Source organism: Niallia alba (assembly GCF_012933555.1).
GTDB classification, from domain to species: domain Bacteria; phylum Bacillota; class Bacilli; order Bacillales; family Cytobacillaceae; genus Niallia; species Niallia alba.
Genome location: NZ_JABBPK010000001.1, coordinates 3,558,302 through 3,573,692, shown reverse-complemented (window position 1 = coordinate 3,573,692; position 15,391 = coordinate 3,558,302). Strand labels below are relative to the sequence as shown.

Genomic DNA, 15,391 nt, shown 5'->3' with positions numbered 1-15,391 from the left:
TTTTTTCGGCTAATATTTTTCTTTGAATTGACGATAGGCGAAAATAAATTCAGTTGCTACTGATTTTTCCTCGCTAGCCAGTTCGCTTAAGTTATTCTCTAAATAAATTATAGTAGCTTCTAGATGCTGCAAAGTCTCTGTTAAGATTCGTTTATCTTCCTCTTTTTCCAGATTTGCAACCTTTTGACCATAATCATACTCATACAATGTATCATATACTTCATTATTACTTGCAGATAAAGTGATTTTTCTTTGCAAGCATGGCAAACAAATTCCACATGGTAAGGTAACAGCTGCTTTTCCTTTTCTTTTTATTCGCACACAGTCAATAGTATTTTTGATTTGTAGTTTATATTCTTTTGGTATTTCGTTTATGCCTATTTGTAAAGGTTTATGCAATACAGGAGTTTTGATAGTTAAATTAAGATCCAAGCTTGTATAGAGATCATTTAATAGTTTAAAAGTTTTCGGATGAGTAGATTTGTGCAATACATTCCAATCGATACAAACATTTCTATTGATTTTGCTATTTTGATAGACATATACAGTGCTTCCACCGTTAAAGTACGTTTTCACTGCAGCAATCGATACGAGTAAACAAGTGCTAACGGTTGATAATTTTTTAGAGATCTTCTTATAGATTGTTGAATCTAATGCAATAATCTCACCAGAAGCAGAGACGTTACTTCTTAGAAAAACAGCTAATTTTTCTTGCTTACCCCGCTCATTCTCTTTGTTTATAAGTCGAAGATAATCAGAGGCAATAGGTGAAGCTGAGCAATTATTTTTCGCAACACCGACTAATGATTCCATATCATCGAAAAATAATGTTACTTCATAATTATTAGGAAGATAAAAAGAAGGAGACATTAATTCCACATCAATTTGTTGGAACTGAAGATAAACAGGTTCTTCCATTAACCAATCAAGAAGCATTTCTAAGACATCCCTATTTTTTTCCCAGTGACTTACATGGAAAACGGGAATGATTAAGCAGTTATTCTTTCTTGCCTTTTTCGTTTGTTGTTCAAAGTAAAATAGCCCACCCATAATCGTTACGATATCAATATAGGGAGTGCCTATCCGATCATAATCAAAGTACATATCCTGAAGTAATTCTTTATGTAGGTTTGTTAGAAAATCTATGTTTAAGTCCATTTATATCACCAAAACTTCCTTTGATAACAGAAATTAAACTACTGCATAATTACTCGTTGCTTAAATTATAACATGGATTTTTAAGAAGTTAGGAAAAAGGAGGGAGAATATAGTGGATTTTTCACTCGACCATCTAAATATCAAATGTACACTATCTGTTAATGGGGAAGGTTAATAAATGCTTAATTGTTTTGTTAAATGATTGTAATGGAAAGAAATTTTAAAAACAGAAAAAACCTTCCCTAATTTCTATAAATCCAGTCACTCCAAGGTGTCATCTTACATAATATATTCAGACTATAACTATACCCATCCCAAAGTTCATAGCTGGCAAAGGCAAGGAGGGTTACACTACTTGAAGGAGAATGAATTTACTCACAAGCCATTATTAACCAAAAGAGAAAGAGAAGTATTTGAACTGTTAGTCCAAGATAAAACGACTAAGGAAATCGCGAGTGATTTATTCATAAGCGAAAAAACAGTTCGAAATCATATTTCTAATGCTATGCAGAAGCTGGGCGTGAAGGGGCGTTCACAGGCTGTTGTAGAACTCCTTAGAATGGGAGAACTAGAGCTATAATAAAGAAGATGATCTCGTATAAGCGGGGAGGAAATTCCACTCCTTTGCCGCTTATATGGGTCATCTTCTTTTAATGAGGATACATGGCTAAATGAGGGATGTGTAAATAATATTGTCAAAACTGCTCTTGTTCATAAATTTTACATCTAAATTAATACTCCATTAACTTTTTGTGACTGCTAAACTAGAGTAGACAGTTTTTGCTAGATAAAAAGAAACACTTATTTACCCAAATATACAAATATAAGTACCATCCATTGTAAAATGTTTATATCAAAACATACTCATCAGTGGAGGTAGCAAAAGGTGGATAAGTGGGAAATGTATATGGAAATACATCAGCTAATAAAAAAGGGTTTTAGCAAGAAAAAGGTAGCAGAAAAACTAGGAATCTCAAGATCAACCGTTCATCGTTATCTAAAAAAGAATCCTTCGGATATGTCTGAGTGGGTAGACTCTCTTCAGTCGAGAAGTAAGAAATTAGATCCTTATAAAGAACTAATTTTATCCTGGCTGAGAGAACATCCAGATATGTCAGCTGCACAAGTAGAAGACTGGTTAAAAGAGAAGTATGAAGATTTTAAAGTAGGTGAAAGTACGGTTCGCTCCTATGTTAAAGAGCTTCGAGACGAATATAAAATAAAAAAGGAAACTTCACCACGAATCTATGAAGCTATACCAGATACACCAATGGGTGAGCAAATTCAAGTTGACTTTGGTCATACTAAGCAAAAAACTAGTGATAATAAAGAAGTTAAACTTAACTTTATTGCCTTTGTATTATCCAATTCTAGGTATAAGTATAAGGAGTGGTTAGATAGGCCTTTTACTACCCAAGATGTGATTGCAGCACATGAGAATGCATTTAGGTGGTACGGAGGGATACCAGGAGAATTAGTATATGACCAAGATAGTTTAATTGTGGTAAGTGAAAATGGAGGAGATTTAATTCTAACGCAAGAGTTCCAACAATATAAAGAATCTAGGAATCTAACCCTTCGTGTTTGCCGTAAGTCGGATCCAGAAAGTAAAGGAAAAATTGAAAATGTAGTTGGTTTCATTAAACATAACTTCGCTAAACACCGAGTCTTTCATAACATTGATTCCTGGAATGAACAAGGATGGGAATGGCTTAATAGAACCGGCAACTATAAAGTTCATCATACAACAAAAAAGAGACCGGTCGAAGTGTTTTCCCTGGAAAGACAACACTTACGACCAGTCACCAAAAATCTAGATGTAAAATATAACTATGAAACTAGTATATCAAGATGCGTCCATAAGGACAATACTATTCGTTATTTATCGAATCGTTATTCTCTTCCATTGGGGACGTTTGGCAAATATGAAACTGTCTGCATTAAGAAAACCGAAGAAAAGGAATTAATCATTTATAGCCATGAAACAGGAGAAATCATCGCAAAACATACTATCCCTGACGGGAAGGGATTATTAATTAAAGACAGAAAACATAGCCGAGATAGAACAAAAGGTATTGATGCATTTATGGATACCGTTGCCCAACAATTTAATGACAGTGAGATAGCTTATGATTATTTACAGACAGTAAAAGATAAATACCCTCGATATATTAGGGATCAGCTCCAAATGATATTAAAAGAGACAAAAGTAAATAACAGGGAAATTCTATCGGCAGCATTAAATGAATGTATAAAAAGGAGCCTTTATGGTGCGACAGATTTTAGCGATGTCGTTGCCTATTTAAAACGACACCGACAAGTTGGAGATACGGTGCATGATACCGCTGAGAATGTAACACACATAAAAGGAGTTTCTGGTTGGATTATGGAGACGGAGGCTCAAAAAAGAGAAGTGGATGCCTACACTGCCATATTGGAAGGTGAACCTGTATGAGTCAGCTAAATCAATTACAAGATTTGATGAAGACATTACGTTTAACAGAAACAGCAAATCACCTTCCTGCATTAATAAGAGAGGCTGAGCAAAAGGATTCGTCCTTTACTCAGTTCCTCTTCGATGTAGCAAAATATGAACAAACTCGAAGAGAAGAAAAGCAATTAGAGAAACGATTTAAATGGGCTACATTTCCTTTCCAGAAGACATTAGAAGAATTCAATTTAAAAGAACAGAAGTCATTAAGCAACAAACAGCTAAATAGATTAAAAGATTTAACCTGGATAGAACAATTACACAATATCATTCTATTGGGGCCACCAGGTTGCGGGAAAACCCACATTTCAATCGGGTTAGGTATCGAAGCGTTAAACCAAGGTTACAAGGTGATCTTTACTACGATGGGAGACCTTATCAATGTATTGAAAACGGAGGAAATCACACGTAAATCACAGACAAGAATGAAAAGAATAAGAGACGCTGACTTAGTTATTATTGATGATTTGATGTTTATGGCGATGGACATCATTTGAGTAACTTAAAGTAACTACATAATTGGGTTTAAAAGTTGAATCATAATTTGATAAATTAATAAGATCGTTATCCTCAACTTCTTCTAAAGTGTAAGAAGCATTGGAGTCATTACTATACTTAATTAAATTATCTAGATATCCGTTTAGTGATAGGCTTGTGATTTCTTCCCCAATAATCAATTTCGAGGTTTCTTCATCGATTGATGCAATTTTAATTTGCAATTGAGTAGTATTTACAGATATGTTTTCTTGGATGAGGGACTTTTCTTCTGCAAAAGTATTGATTGGAAGTAAACTAAAACATAATAAAATTGTAGATATTATTACTAAAAAGATTTGCTGAATTTTTTTATTCATAATAACCTCCATTAATGTTAATATTATACAGAGAGCTCTCTAGATAATATTAACATTAAATTAGTAGATTAGTAAATGATATTTCTATAAATTTACAATTAATGATAAAATATAGTGAATTAAGTGATTTCTAGTTAGGAGGAATATTATGAGAGTTGGTTATAGTATTTTAAGAGAGATAAATAGAGGGGAATTTTTACCTACAGAAAAAGATTATGGTTTAAGAACCAGAGAATTTGAGAATTTTATAAAATTTTTAGAAAATGAAGGATATTTAGAAAGAGTATTAAGGTTGGACGATTATTTTTCAATTAAGCCAGCACGGTTAACAAATAAAGGACATGAATTACTAAATAATAATAAAAAATACGAAGAATCTTACCCAGAAAGAAAGGATTTAATCAAATGGGTACAAGTAGAGAAAGATTTATATTCTAATGGTGCAGTTGATGAATAATTTTATATTCAATAAAGGATGGTACAACTTATGCAACCCAAATCTAAATACGCAGTCTACGTCCGTGTATCCACCGACCGAGACGAACAAGTCTCATCGGTCGAAAACCAAATCGATATATGCCGTAACTGGCTAGAAAGAAATGGCTACGAATGGAACGAAGAATCTGTTTTTAAAGACGAAGGAATATCTGGAACAGTCTTCTTAGATCGCCCAGCAATCCAATTATTATTAGATAAAACGAAAAAAGGCGAAATAGAAATGATTATCTTTAAATCCATTTCACGTTTAGCCAGGGATCTAAAAGATAGCTTAGAAATTAGAGAAACACTGCTAGCACATAATGTTCGTGTAATATCCATTGAAGAAGGTTTTGACAGTTTTAAAGTTGGTAAGAACGACATGGTTTTTGAATTATGGAGCTTGTTTGCTGCTCAATACTCTAGAACTCTATCAAGCTCGATTTCTGCTGCTCTTGCAGCTAAAGTGCGACGTGGCGAACATATCGGTAAGATTCCTTTTGGATATGATCGTCCAAACCAAAAACTTGTTATCAATGAAGAAGAAGCTAAAGTAGTAAGACAAATATTCCATTGGTATAACTTCGATAAATGGGTTTTAAGCGCATTACAAAAGAGTTAAATGATTTAGGCTTAAAACCGAAACAAAAGGATAAATGGCAGGTTACATCCGTTCAGAGAATACTTCAAAATCCTATCTATCATGGAAACTTCATACTTAATCAGTACACAACTGTAAAAGTTGGTGGAAGAAAGAAGCAAATCCGTAATCCTCAAGAAAAATGGTTGATCTTTAAAGATCATCATCCAGCAATCATAACTTCTACTCAATTTGAAAAAGCTAATAACAGAGACTATAAAAGTAAAAAAACAAAAATTACTCCATGGAATGAATTCAGAGATATATTAAAATGCGCTCATTGTGGCTCTAATATGGTGATTATGCAAAGTTATAAACGAAAAAAAGATGGTTCCAGAATTGAATGGAAATACTTAAAATGCAGCAAGTACAGAAGATATGGTGAACATGGCTGCTTAAATCATGAACCGATTCGTTACGAACAATTTAGGGAGTTTATGTTAAGACTTTTAACAGAAAAGGGAGAAAGCATTCGGTTAAACTTTGATACAGAATATAAAAAGAAGCAGCTGGAGGACAGCCCGCGGCATTAGAAATAAAATAGACCGGTTAGAAGAACAGAAAAAAGATGTTCTGGATCTTTATTTAAATGATCGACTGATATCTAAAGCGGAATTTAAAGTGAAAAGAGATGAACTGGAAAAGCAGATTGGTAAATTAAATGATAAGCTTTTTCTATTGTCGCAAGAAGATAATACAAGTATTAATATAGAGACCATTAAACAGGCTTTTAAGCAGCTGGAAAATGAAGAAAGTGACTTACATTATGCTTTCCAGCAGTTATTAGATTCAATGGAAGTTAGCCAAGATGGAACACTAGATATTAAATACACTTTTGAACAAATACAGTAGTGTGTTTTTAGCATGCAAAAGGTATGCATTTCAAATGCTATGCAGAAGCTGGGCGTGAAGGGGCGTTCACAGGCTGTTGTAGAACTCCTTAGAATGGGAGAACTAGAGCTATAATAAAGAAGATGATCTCGTATAAGCGGGGAGGAAATTCCACTCCTTTGCCGCTTATATGGGTCATCTTCTTTTAATGAGGATACATGGCTAAATGAGGGATGTGTAAATAATATTGTCAAAACTGCTCTTGTTCATAAATTTTACATCTAAATTAATACTCCATTAACTTTTCGCCTTATACATTTACGAGGGAAGAATTGTAGATTATAATTAAAGGTACTGATTCGTAGAAAATTGTCGGAAATTAATTATATTTGTATATTTATATATGGGAGTTGTAATCATGATGACTGAAGAGAAAAATGCAAAGGAATATTTGGAGAATATAGCTACGATAGAAAAGGATATGCGATACATATCGGGGATCATTAAACAAAAAGGGAGAGAGATATTAAGCGATTATACAATGACTCCTCCTCAATTCGTTGCCTTGCAATGGCTATTTGAAGAGGGCGATATGACAATAGGGGAATTATCAAATAAAATGTTCCTTGCCTTTAGTACAACGACCGACTTAGTTGATCGGATGGAAAAGAATCATTTAGTTCAAAGAGTGAAGGATCCGAATGATCGACGTGTGGTTCGTATTCATATGCTAGAAGAAGGAAAAAGATTAATTGACGAAGTAATTAAAAAACGTCAAAACTATCTTCAAGAAGTATTAAATGAGTATACAACCGGAGATATCGAGGAATTAAAGAAAAATTTCATGCGTTTACATCAAGTAATGCGAGAAAAATGAGGCGGTTTTTTGGAAAGAGCAATAGGGGTTATAGATTCTGGAGTTGGTGGATTAACGGTCGCGAAGGAGATTATGCGCCAGCTTCCTTTTGAAAATATCGTATACTTAGGGGATACGGCAAGATGTCCATATGGACCAAGAACGGGAGAAGAAGTGAAGAAATTCACTTGGGAAATGACTAGATTCTTGTTGAAGAAAAATATTAAAATGCTTGTGATTGCCTGTAATACTGCTACTGCAGTGGCATTAGAGGAAATTCGCGGGCAGCTATCTATTCCTGTAATTGGAGTAATTATTCCGGGGGCACGAACAGCAATTAAGGTAACAAAAAATAATTATATAGGCATGATTGGAACAATTGGTACTGTTCGAAGTCGAGCGTATGAAAAAGCATTAAAAAAGATTAATAATCGAGTAAGAACAGTTAGTTTAGCATGCCCGAAATTTGTTCCTTTAGTGGAGAGCGGCGAATATGATGGACCAGTCGCAAGGAAAATTGTGAAAGAAACGCTTTGGCCATTAAAGAATAAAGAGATAGATACTCTAATACTTGGTTGTACCCATTACCCTTTGTTGGCAAAAGTAATACAAGAAGAGATAGGGGAAAAGGTAAAAGTGATTAGTTCTGGTGCAGAAACGGCAAGAGAAGTTAGTACCATTCTAAACCATCATGACCAACTTGCTTCAGAAGAGAATCAAGTAGAACATCATTTTTATACAACTGGATCGAAAGAAATTTTTGCTAGAATAGCATCAAACTGGCTAAATCAAGAAATACATTCTGTTGAAACAATTAAATTGTCATAAGTAATAAGACTGTCTTATGTTCCATTAACAAAAATATCTAGATCAGTTCTAATCGAGACATTTTTGTGGATGAAATAGTGAGACAGTCTTTTTTGTGGGTTGTTTTCTAAAGGATTGTTGTTTTTCTATCGAAAAAAAGAATTAGTTGGAAAAATGGAGCAGCCGGAATACACGTAGACTCCTGTGGGATTAGCGAGACAGTCTGAGACCCCGGAGGCGAGGTGAGGAGGCTCAGCGCGAGCCCCACGGAAAGCGAAGTGAATTCCGGCTGCGGGTAATCGCAAAAAACTTTACGAAAACAGCCTTTTTGAAAAAAAATCTTCTAAAGACGGTCTAAAAAAAAGATAGGCTCGTATATATATTAGTACAAACTGTCTTAGGAGTGATGAAGAATGTCTAAGAATAACAAATTGACCATAGTTTCTGCGGTTTTAATATCATCTGTGTTGATCTCTGGTTGTAGCTTATTGGGAGATAAAGAAAAAGTAGATCCACCCCAAACTACATCCTATGAAGATGATGCAGTGAAAGAAAATGCGGACAAAGAAACAGCGGGAGAAGTTGCTACAGAGGATGCAATGCCTATTGAATTATATTTAATGGATAAATATGGGTATGTCGTTCCTCAAACATTAAATCTGCCAAAAACAAATTCGATTGCAAAAGAAAGCTTAGAATATTTAGTTAAAGGTGGAAAAGTTTCTGAAATGCTGCCAAATGATTTTCAGGCAGTAATTCCGCAAGATACGAAAATTAGTATTAATGTAGATGAGGATAAAGTGGCTACAGTCGATTTTTCAAATGAATTCAAAGAGTACGAGGCTAAAGATGAAGAGAAAATTTTACAATCTATTACGTGGACATTGACACAATTTGATTCAATTGATGCTGTTAAGCTCTCTTTAAATGGTCATGAGCTGACAGAAATGCCAGTTAATAAAACCCCGATCCAAGGTGCTTTAACAAGAGCAGATGGCATTAACGTTAATACGGATGATGTTACAGATATTACAAACACTAAACCGTTAACCGTTTATTATATTGGCGGAGATTTAGATTCATACTATTATGTACCAGTAACAAAGCGTGTTAGCAATGCAGAAGAAAATAATGTGGCAGCCGCAGTAGGTGAATTAATAGAAGGCCCAGGTATGGGAGGCGCAACAGCATTAACAAGTTTATTACCTAACGATGTGAAGCTGTTAGATAAACCAGTAGTAGAAGATGGTAAAGTTACGTTAAACTTTAACGAAAACATATATTCTAGTGGGCTAAACGGAGAAGAAAAAGTACTAGCCGATGAAGTATTAAATTCATTAGTACTGTCATTGACAGAGCAAGAAGGCATTGAAAGTGTTTCTGTTACTGTTAATGGAGAAGCTGATTTAGTGAATGCAGAAGGAGAAAGTTTAACTAAACCAGTTACTCGTCCGGAAAATGTGAATACAGGTAGTTTCTAATAAGTTAATTGATAAAGAGGATGGGACATAACTAAATAGATACTCTGTAAAGACGAACAATTTCTAATATAGCTAGTAAATAGCGGCTGCTTTCGCATACTTTTTACAAGAGGAAATATAATTAGTTGGAAAAACAGAGCAGCCGGAATACACGAAGACTCCTATGGGATTAGCGAGACAGTCTGAGACCCTGCAGGCCACAGGCCGAAGCGGCTCAGCGCGAGCCCCATGGAAAGCGAAGTGTATTCCGGCTGCGGGGAATCGCACCAAACTTCATGGAAACATCCTTTGAAAAACAAATAAAAGCCCGAACAATTATACGGAACATTCATTAGCATCTTCGTATAATTGTTCGGAATTATCCTTGGCTGGAATACTTATGTCCCAGCCTCTTTATTTTTTTAGTCCAGAGTGTTGATGGTAATAATTTATCCATACCGATATTTATAGTGAATTATATAAGGATTTCCATAAAAACAGAAGAAACCGATGAAATGACGTTATAAACTTCACAAAACTGTCTTTGGAAATAAGGAAGAAAGGGTATATACTTTTATTAGACGCATTTTTTCAATCGTAGTAAACTAAAAGAAAGAATAGCAACTACATATGTTTCAGCGTAAAAAAATATTTTTAGCTAATTAAGGAGATTTATGATGAAAGAGATTATTATTGCAACAAAGAATACAGGCAAGACAAAAGAATTTGTACAAATGTTTTCACCACTTGGCTATGAAGTAAAAACACTATTAGATTTTCCAGATGTACCAGATGTAGAGGAGACAGGGACAACATTTGAAGAAAATGCTCTCCTAAAAGCAGAAACGATTTCTAAGCTACTAAATCGTGTTGTTATCTCAGATGATTCTGGTCTTGTTATAGATGCATTGAACGGTAGACCTGGAGTGTATTCTGCACGTTATGCAGGTGAACAAAAGAATGATCAAGATAATATGGACAAGGTTTTGGATGAATTAAAGGGAGTTCCAACAGAAAAAAGAACAGCTCGCTTTTGTTGTACATTAGCAGTTGCAATTCCTAATGAATCCTCCTTAACATTTACCGGTACTTGTGAAGGGATTATTTTAACGGAAAGAAGAGGAGATTACGGCTTTGGTTATGATCCGATTTTTTATGTAGAGGTAGAACAAAAGGCAATGGCTGAATTGCCGCCAGAGAAGAAAAATAAAATTAGTCACCGTGCAAATGCATTAAAAAAACTAAAAGAACAGTTACCAACTGTTTTTAAGGAAAGGAACTAGACCTGGATGAAAATTTTGATTGTAAGTGACAGTCATGGATTGGTATCCGAGTTAGGTGTTTTAAAAAAAAGGCATGAAGAGGATGTAGATTTGTTTCTGCATTGTGGAGATTCAGAGCTTTCAGCAAGTGAAGAAGTGATGGCGGGATATATTACGGTTCAAGGGAACTGTGATTATGAGGACAGATATCCAACGGAAACAATTCAAGAAATTGCGGGAAAAAAGATTTTTTTAACACATGGGCATTTATATGGGGTGAAATCCTCTCTTAATAATTTATTGTACAAAGCAAAGGAGATAGGGGCTAATATTGCCTGTTTCGGGCATTCTCATTTCTTAGGGATGGAAGTGGTTGATGATGTTCTTTTCATTAATCCGGGTAGTTTACGATTGCCTAGAGGTAGAAAAGAACAAACATATGTCATTTTAACCATTGAAAGTAATCGATTTGTAACAGAAGTTTATGATTTTCATAATGGGTTACTTCCAGAATTAAAAAGTGAATTTCCCTTCTAGTAGGCTTTTTCCTAATGAGGAAGAAAAAAATTCCTCATTAGGAAAAAAAACTTCAATAAACTATTGACTTTATGTCCCTATAATCATATAATAACTATTGTCCTCATAAAGAGTAAAGAAATACATAACATGTCCCAGTAGCTCAGCTGGATAGAGCAACGGCCTTCTAAGCCGTCGGTCGGGAGTTCGAATCTCTCCTGGGACGTATTTTATTTGTTTTTATGATTACTTAGTATTTTTTCAGGTTATATGAATTGCCTATATTATTATAATAAAATAGTCTATTAGTTGGAATAGAAAAACTATGCATATCCTATAGGGTATGATATAATATTTTTTGGTAAACATTTCTGAAATAATTAATACATTATGTCCCAGTAGCTCAGCTGGATAGAGCAACGGCCTTCTAAGCCGTCGGTCGGGAGTTCGAATCTCTCCTGGGACGTCTACAAAAAAGCTTAAACCACAATGGTTTAAGCTTTTTTCTTACTCTACTTTTTTTCGTTCTACTGTTGTATTCATCGTTTGGGATGGTATGACATCTACTTCACTATTATCAAAACTTAATTTGTTCAACTTTTCTTCTTCCGTTTCCGCATCATTATCTAAAAGAACAATGTATTTTCCTGCTTGCAGTTCTTCCTCATATGGTTCTAAGTCCGTACCAGCGAAGAAATTCTTTAATCGATCTAAAAATGATACTGGCTCACCCTCGTTAATTGCTGAGGTTGTATTCACTTCTGTTTCTTGTTCGATTAAAGCAACTTGTTCATTTCTAGTGATGACGGAAATATGATCTGGAGAATACCCTTTAGAGAGTAATTCCTCAATAGCATCTACTGTTGCTTCAGGAGAATCATATATACCTACTACACTGTTTGTCATATACCTATTCCTCCTTTAAACAATTGATTGTTGCATATTGTATATATTCCCATTATTGAAAGGGAATAAACAGGGCAATTTCCTTTTTCCTGAGTCCGTGACGTAATTAATAATAAATGTGCCCACAAATCCTGATATAATAATGTTATCAGCTGATTTATGTTGATAATTTTATTTCACCAGGCAGGTGTTGAAATTGGTTAAGTTTATTTTAGAAGATTCCGATGATACATTAACGACCCATTCGGGTCTAGGTTTAATAGGTTTGCTTTTATCAAAAACAAAATTTTACAAACGTTTTTCATCCTTAAAGGTCCCAGAAATCAAGTCGTCTCCGGCCATTCTTAATGGGGATGTTACCACTTCTTATGTGGGTCTATTGTGCCAAGGTAAGAATGATTTCGACCATATCGAAGAATTTCGAGATGATCCCTTCTTTTATCGTGCATTGGATATTCAAGTGGTTCCATCAAGTCCCACACTACGGCAACGACTCGATCAAATTGCCAAGGTGACTGGATGGAAATCCATTGTTCTGGAAGAATCGGCTAAACTAATACGGCAATTTGATTCTCCTGTCACTCCAACAATTACTAGTGACAAAAAATCATACGTACCTCTGGATATTGATGTATCGCCATTTGATAACTCAAATACTAAGAAAGAAGGGGTTAGTCGCACATACAAAGGATGTGACGGGTATTCCCCTAACTTCTCCTATTTGGGTCAAGAAGGCTACGTTGTAAATGTGGAACTTCGGGAGGGAAGCACACACGTTCAAAAGGATACTGAGAAATTTCTCGAGAAAAGTATTATATATTCTCGGATGATTACTGATCTATCGTTATTGGTCCGTATGGATGCAGGAAACGATAGTGTCGAAAACCTAAAAGTTTGTGTGAATGAAAAGGCCGATTTCATAATTAAACGAAATCCTCGCCGTGAAAAGCCTGAAAACTGGCTCATGGTAGCTGAACAATTCGGTAAATGCGTTCAGGAGCGAGAAGGAAAACGTGTATTCTATGGTGCTTTAGAAACAACTCCAAAGGGAATGAAAAAAGCCATTCGCCAAGTCTATAAAGTAACAGAAAGAACGATTGATAAAAACGGCCAAATCCTCTTAATCCCAGATGTTGAGTTTGAGAGCTATTGGACTACCCTACCTAATGAAACAGAGGAAATAATTAGCCTTTATCACGAACATGCCACTTGTGAACAATTCCACAGTGAATTAAAAACGGATTTAGACCTAGAACGTTTCCCTTCTGGGAAATTTGCCACCAATGAATTAATCTTACATCTTGGATGTTTAACCTACAATCTCCTTCGGATTATTGGCCAAGAAAGCCTGAAATCAGGGGATGCGCCGCTTAAAAGAAAGGTCTTCCGTCGCCGAGTAAAAACGGTTATCCAGAATTTGATTACATTAGCTGCAAAATTGGTAAAGCATTCCCGAAGAATTTACTTAAAGTTTGGAAATCATAGTCCTTGGTTTCCTACTTTTAAACGACTGTATCTTTCATTTACAACATAAGCCTAGGAAACTGAATAGGTAATAAGACCTGAAAAAAATTATAGGTAAGCAGGTTTTATTTAGTGTACACAAAAAACAATCAATCCAACTTAAATTAGTACGAATGGCAAGAAAATAAGGAATTCCTAAAATTATCGGAAGAATTATTTTTTATCACGGATTCAGGTTTTTAGCTATTTGGAATTTTATTCTAATAGCAAGAGGTAATAGTGGCTTCTTATATTGAAATAACGATGGGTAGAAAAGTTTAATGAAATGCACGGTTTGGCACAGGCTTAAAGCGAAAGTAGTTATTTTTTGTTACAAAGAATGTAAGACTAAGAAAAAAATAAAATAGTGTACTGCTACCTTGTCATGAGAGAAACCTATAATTAAAAGTTTCTCTCATATATTTTCCTATAAAGGTATAATAAGGTACGATTTAGGTAATAATTTCATTAAGAAAAAATAATGTTCAGAAAATCACTTGCATTACTTGAAAACGCTTACTGTTATTGTGTATAATAGATTTAAGTAAAAAACAAACAAGAAATGAAGTAATGTGAATAGATGAACATAACAAAAATATGTAGAAGGAGATATGCACCATGATTCTCAAAGAATTAGGAAGAAGTAGGCTTATTGTTATTAATTATTATAAGAATGGTTTGTTAGAAACAATTAAGGGGCAGGTTCAGAAGCTCAATCTGATCGATCAAACGATTGATCTAAAAGATGACAACGAAAATACGTATCAAATTCGTTTGTCATGGATACAAGATATATGTGCTGTACATTAATTTAATTTCTAAAAAATGCAATCGCTTTCTTTTGTAGTGATTGTATTTTTTTATAAAATAAAAAAACAATGTTAGATTTTTTGACATTTTAGTTTAATAGAAAGAATTATTTTATTATAATGAAGTCTATAAGAAGATCCACCATGTATTTTTATCACAATCATAACGGGCAGTAAGACCCTCACCTCAAGCTGAGAAAAATCGAGGAAGCTAGAGCTAGGTGTTGGAACTCTCCCGTAAAGGTCCGATAAGCGCAACCTATCAGAAATGGGGATGAGAAAATCTTCACTCCTAGAAGTTTTCTTTATAGATTATTTTCAGTAAAAAAAGAATTTTTTAAATTTTTTTGAAGGTTTAAAAAGTACATGCATTCTTTATATGACAATAATGTAAGCGTTTCCTAAAGTTGTCCTCGTTGTTTAAATAATCAAATAATTCTCAAAAATACTGTTGACTCTTGTTTAAATTCAGCGTAAGATAACCTCAACAAATGAAAAACACAACATGTTACTTGCTAAAACTAGTAACATAACAACATGACAAACTGAATAAATATAAGTAATTCGATGATGAGGATAAGTAGTTTTCTATTTGGATTCCAAAGAGAGCTGGTGGTTGGTGTGAACCAGTGAACCAATAGTTAATGAACTCACCTCAGAGTGTTAGCTTGAAAGGTAAGCAAGTAGAGCTAACCGAGTGTTTCCACTCGTTATCAAAAGAGAACGAACCGTTCATAAAGCGCATACATTTATTTACAGTGTATGAATGAGGGTGGTACCGTGGAAAGGAAATGCCTTTTCACCCCTTTGTTTACTAAAAA

At 34.5% G+C, this 15,391-nt stretch carries 16 protein-coding genes, 2 tRNA genes, 2 pseudogenes and 1 other annotated feature; of the genes and pseudogenes, 17 read left to right on the top strand and 3 right to left on the bottom strand.

Annotation, left to right across the window (positions count from 1 at the left end):
• Nucleotides 1-9 precede the first annotated feature (9 nt).
• Nucleotides 10-1,158 (bottom strand): hypothetical protein, encoded by a 1,149-nt coding sequence (locus HHU08_RS17210; protein ID WP_101730682.1) that lies wholly within the window; start codon nt 1,156-1,158, stop codon nt 10-12.
• A gap of 355 nt (nt 1,159-1,513) precedes the next feature.
• On the opposite strand from HHU08_RS17210, the gene gerE (HHU08_RS17205) reads away from it, so the two are divergent.
• The 3 genes and pseudogenes from gerE (HHU08_RS17205) to HHU08_RS17195 all read left to right on the top strand — a co-directional run.
• Nucleotides 1,514-1,738, top strand: a complete 225-nt coding sequence (gene gerE, locus HHU08_RS17205) for a spore germination transcription factor GerE (RefSeq protein WP_016201768.1) — start codon at nt 1,514-1,516, stop codon at nt 1,736-1,738.
• A 306-nt stretch (nt 1,739-2,044) separates the two neighbouring features.
• Entirely contained in the window at nt 2,045-3,613 is a 1,569-nt protein-coding gene (gene istA / locus HHU08_RS17200; RefSeq protein WP_169188936.1) for an IS21 family transposase, read from the top strand.
• A pseudogene (locus HHU08_RS17195) lies at nt 3,610-4,137 on the top strand (ATP-binding protein); the annotation flags it as partial. The gene istA and the pseudogene HHU08_RS17195, both read left to right, overlap by 4 nt.
• Here the strand turns inward: HHU08_RS17195 and HHU08_RS17190 are convergent.
• The gene (locus HHU08_RS17190) at nt 4,099-4,503 is read right to left on the bottom strand and encodes a hypothetical protein (RefSeq protein ID WP_169188935.1); all 405 of its coding nucleotides are present in this window, start codon (nt 4,501-4,503) and stop codon (nt 4,099-4,101) included. The pseudogene HHU08_RS17195 and the gene HHU08_RS17190 sit on opposite strands and share 39 nt — an antisense overlap.
• A gap of 148 nt (nt 4,504-4,651) precedes the next feature.
• Here HHU08_RS17190 and HHU08_RS17185 point away from each other — a divergent pair, with 148 nt between their 5' ends.
• The 12 genes and pseudogenes from HHU08_RS17185 to HHU08_RS17140 all read left to right on the top strand — a co-directional run bounded on the left by HHU08_RS17185 (nt 4,652) and on the right by HHU08_RS17140 (nt 11,818).
• Nucleotides 4,652-4,960 carry a hypothetical protein gene (locus tag HHU08_RS17185; protein WP_101730697.1) on the top strand — a complete coding sequence of 103 codons (309 nt, stop codon included), beginning with the start codon at nt 4,652-4,654 and terminating at the stop codon, nt 4,958-4,960.
• 30 nt (nt 4,961-4,990) lie between these two features.
• Entirely contained in the window at nt 4,991-5,602 is a 612-nt protein-coding gene (locus tag HHU08_RS25760) for a recombinase family protein (protein WP_328823029.1), read from the top strand.
• Nucleotides 5,572-6,153, top strand: coding sequence for a recombinase family protein (locus HHU08_RS25755; protein ID WP_328823028.1), 582 nt, complete (start codon nt 5,572-5,574; stop codon nt 6,151-6,153). The genes HHU08_RS25760 and HHU08_RS25755 overlap by 31 nt, the downstream gene beginning before the upstream one ends.
• Nucleotides 6,154-6,241: 88 nt before the next feature.
• Complete coding sequence (locus HHU08_RS25750) at nt 6,242-6,472, top strand: hypothetical protein (protein ID WP_328823027.1); 231 nt, start codon at nt 6,242-6,244, stop codon at nt 6,470-6,472.
• A 27-nt stretch (nt 6,473-6,499) separates the two neighbouring features.
• Nucleotides 6,500-6,586, top strand: a pseudogene (gerE, locus tag HHU08_RS17175) (spore germination transcription factor GerE); the annotation flags it as partial.
• A gap of 283 nt (nt 6,587-6,869) precedes the next feature.
• Nucleotides 6,870-7,328, top strand: a complete 459-nt coding sequence (locus HHU08_RS17170; RefSeq protein WP_016201767.1) for a MarR family winged helix-turn-helix transcriptional regulator — start codon at nt 6,870-6,872, stop codon at nt 7,326-7,328.
• 9 nt (nt 7,329-7,337) lie between these two features.
• Nucleotides 7,338-8,135 carry a glutamate racemase gene (gene racE, locus HHU08_RS17165; protein WP_101730699.1) on the top strand — a complete coding sequence of 266 codons (798 nt, stop codon included), beginning with the start codon at nt 7,338-7,340 and terminating at the stop codon, nt 8,133-8,135.
• 392 nt (nt 8,136-8,527) lie between these two features.
• The gene (locus HHU08_RS17160) at nt 8,528-9,595 is read left to right on the top strand and encodes a GerMN domain-containing protein (RefSeq protein WP_101730700.1); all 1,068 of its coding nucleotides are present in this window, start codon (nt 8,528-8,530) and stop codon (nt 9,593-9,595) included.
• Nucleotides 9,596-10,251: 656 nt separating this feature from the next.
• Nucleotides 10,252-10,857 (top strand): XTP/dITP diphosphatase, encoded by a 606-nt coding sequence (locus HHU08_RS17155; protein WP_016201764.1) that lies wholly within the window; start codon nt 10,252-10,254, stop codon nt 10,855-10,857.
• 6 nt (nt 10,858-10,863) lie between these two features.
• Complete coding sequence (locus HHU08_RS17150; RefSeq protein ID WP_169188934.1) at nt 10,864-11,373, top strand: metallophosphoesterase family protein; 510 nt, start codon at nt 10,864-10,866, stop codon at nt 11,371-11,373.
• 131 nt (nt 11,374-11,504) lie between these two features.
• Nucleotides 11,505-11,578: transfer RNA gene (locus HHU08_RS17145), tRNA-Arg, on the top strand.
• 166 nt (nt 11,579-11,744) lie between these two features.
• Nucleotides 11,745-11,818: transfer RNA gene (locus HHU08_RS17140), tRNA-Arg, on the top strand.
• Nucleotides 11,819-11,859: 41 nt separating this feature from the next.
• Here HHU08_RS17140 and HHU08_RS17135 read toward each other — a convergent pair.
• A complete protein-coding gene (locus tag HHU08_RS17135) occupies nt 11,860-12,258 on the bottom strand; it encodes a general stress protein (RefSeq protein WP_169188933.1) in 399 nt (132 codons plus the stop codon).
• Between the two features lie 190 nt (nt 12,259-12,448).
• Between HHU08_RS17135 and HHU08_RS17130 the strand changes: the two genes are divergently transcribed.
• Nucleotides 12,449-13,792 (top strand): IS1380 family transposase, encoded by a 1,344-nt coding sequence (locus HHU08_RS17130; RefSeq protein ID WP_118977697.1) that lies wholly within the window; start codon nt 12,449-12,451, stop codon nt 13,790-13,792.
• A 587-nt stretch (nt 13,793-14,379) separates the two neighbouring features.
• Nucleotides 14,380-14,571: a YolD-like family protein gene (locus tag HHU08_RS17125; protein ID WP_016201761.1), complete on the top strand. Its 192-nt coding sequence runs from the start codon at nt 14,380-14,382 to the stop codon at nt 14,569-14,571.
• Between the two features lie 557 nt (nt 14,572-15,128).
• Nucleotides 15,129-15,380: a binding site (T-box leader), on the top strand.
• Nucleotides 15,381-15,391: the final 11 nt, after the last annotated feature.

Bases quoted from the DNA above. Each gene is read 5' to 3' on its own strand.
- HHU08_RS17160 (WP_101730700.1), top strand. From the start codon at position 8,528: ATGTCTAAGAATAACAAATTGACCATAGTTTCTGCGGTTTTAATATCA.
- HHU08_RS17155 (WP_016201764.1), top strand. From the start codon at position 10,252: ATGAAAGAGATTATTATTGCAACAAAGAATACAGGCAAGACAAAAGAA.
- HHU08_RS17190 (WP_169188935.1), bottom strand. From the start codon at position 4,503: ATGAATAAAAAAATTCAGCAAATCTTTTTAGTAATAATATCTACAATT.
- HHU08_RS17210 (WP_101730682.1), bottom strand. From the start codon at position 1,158: ATGGACTTAAACATAGATTTTCTAACAAACCTACATAAAGAATTACTT.
- HHU08_RS17170 (WP_016201767.1), top strand. From the start codon at position 6,870: ATGATGACTGAAGAGAAAAATGCAAAGGAATATTTGGAGAATATAGCT.
- HHU08_RS25760 (WP_328823029.1), top strand. From the start codon at position 4,991: ATGCAACCCAAATCTAAATACGCAGTCTACGTCCGTGTATCCACCGAC.
- HHU08_RS17150 (WP_169188934.1), top strand. From the start codon at position 10,864: ATGAAAATTTTGATTGTAAGTGACAGTCATGGATTGGTATCCGAGTTA.
- HHU08_RS17125 (WP_016201761.1), top strand. From the start codon at position 14,380: ATGATTCTCAAAGAATTAGGAAGAAGTAGGCTTATTGTTATTAATTAT.
- HHU08_RS25755 (WP_328823028.1), top strand. From the start codon at position 5,572: ATGGGTTTTAAGCGCATTACAAAAGAGTTAAATGATTTAGGCTTAAAA.
- HHU08_RS17185 (WP_101730697.1), top strand. From the start codon at position 4,652: ATGAGAGTTGGTTATAGTATTTTAAGAGAGATAAATAGAGGGGAATTT.
- HHU08_RS17135 (WP_169188933.1), bottom strand. From the start codon at position 12,258: ATGACAAACAGTGTAGTAGGTATATATGATTCTCCTGAAGCAACAGTA.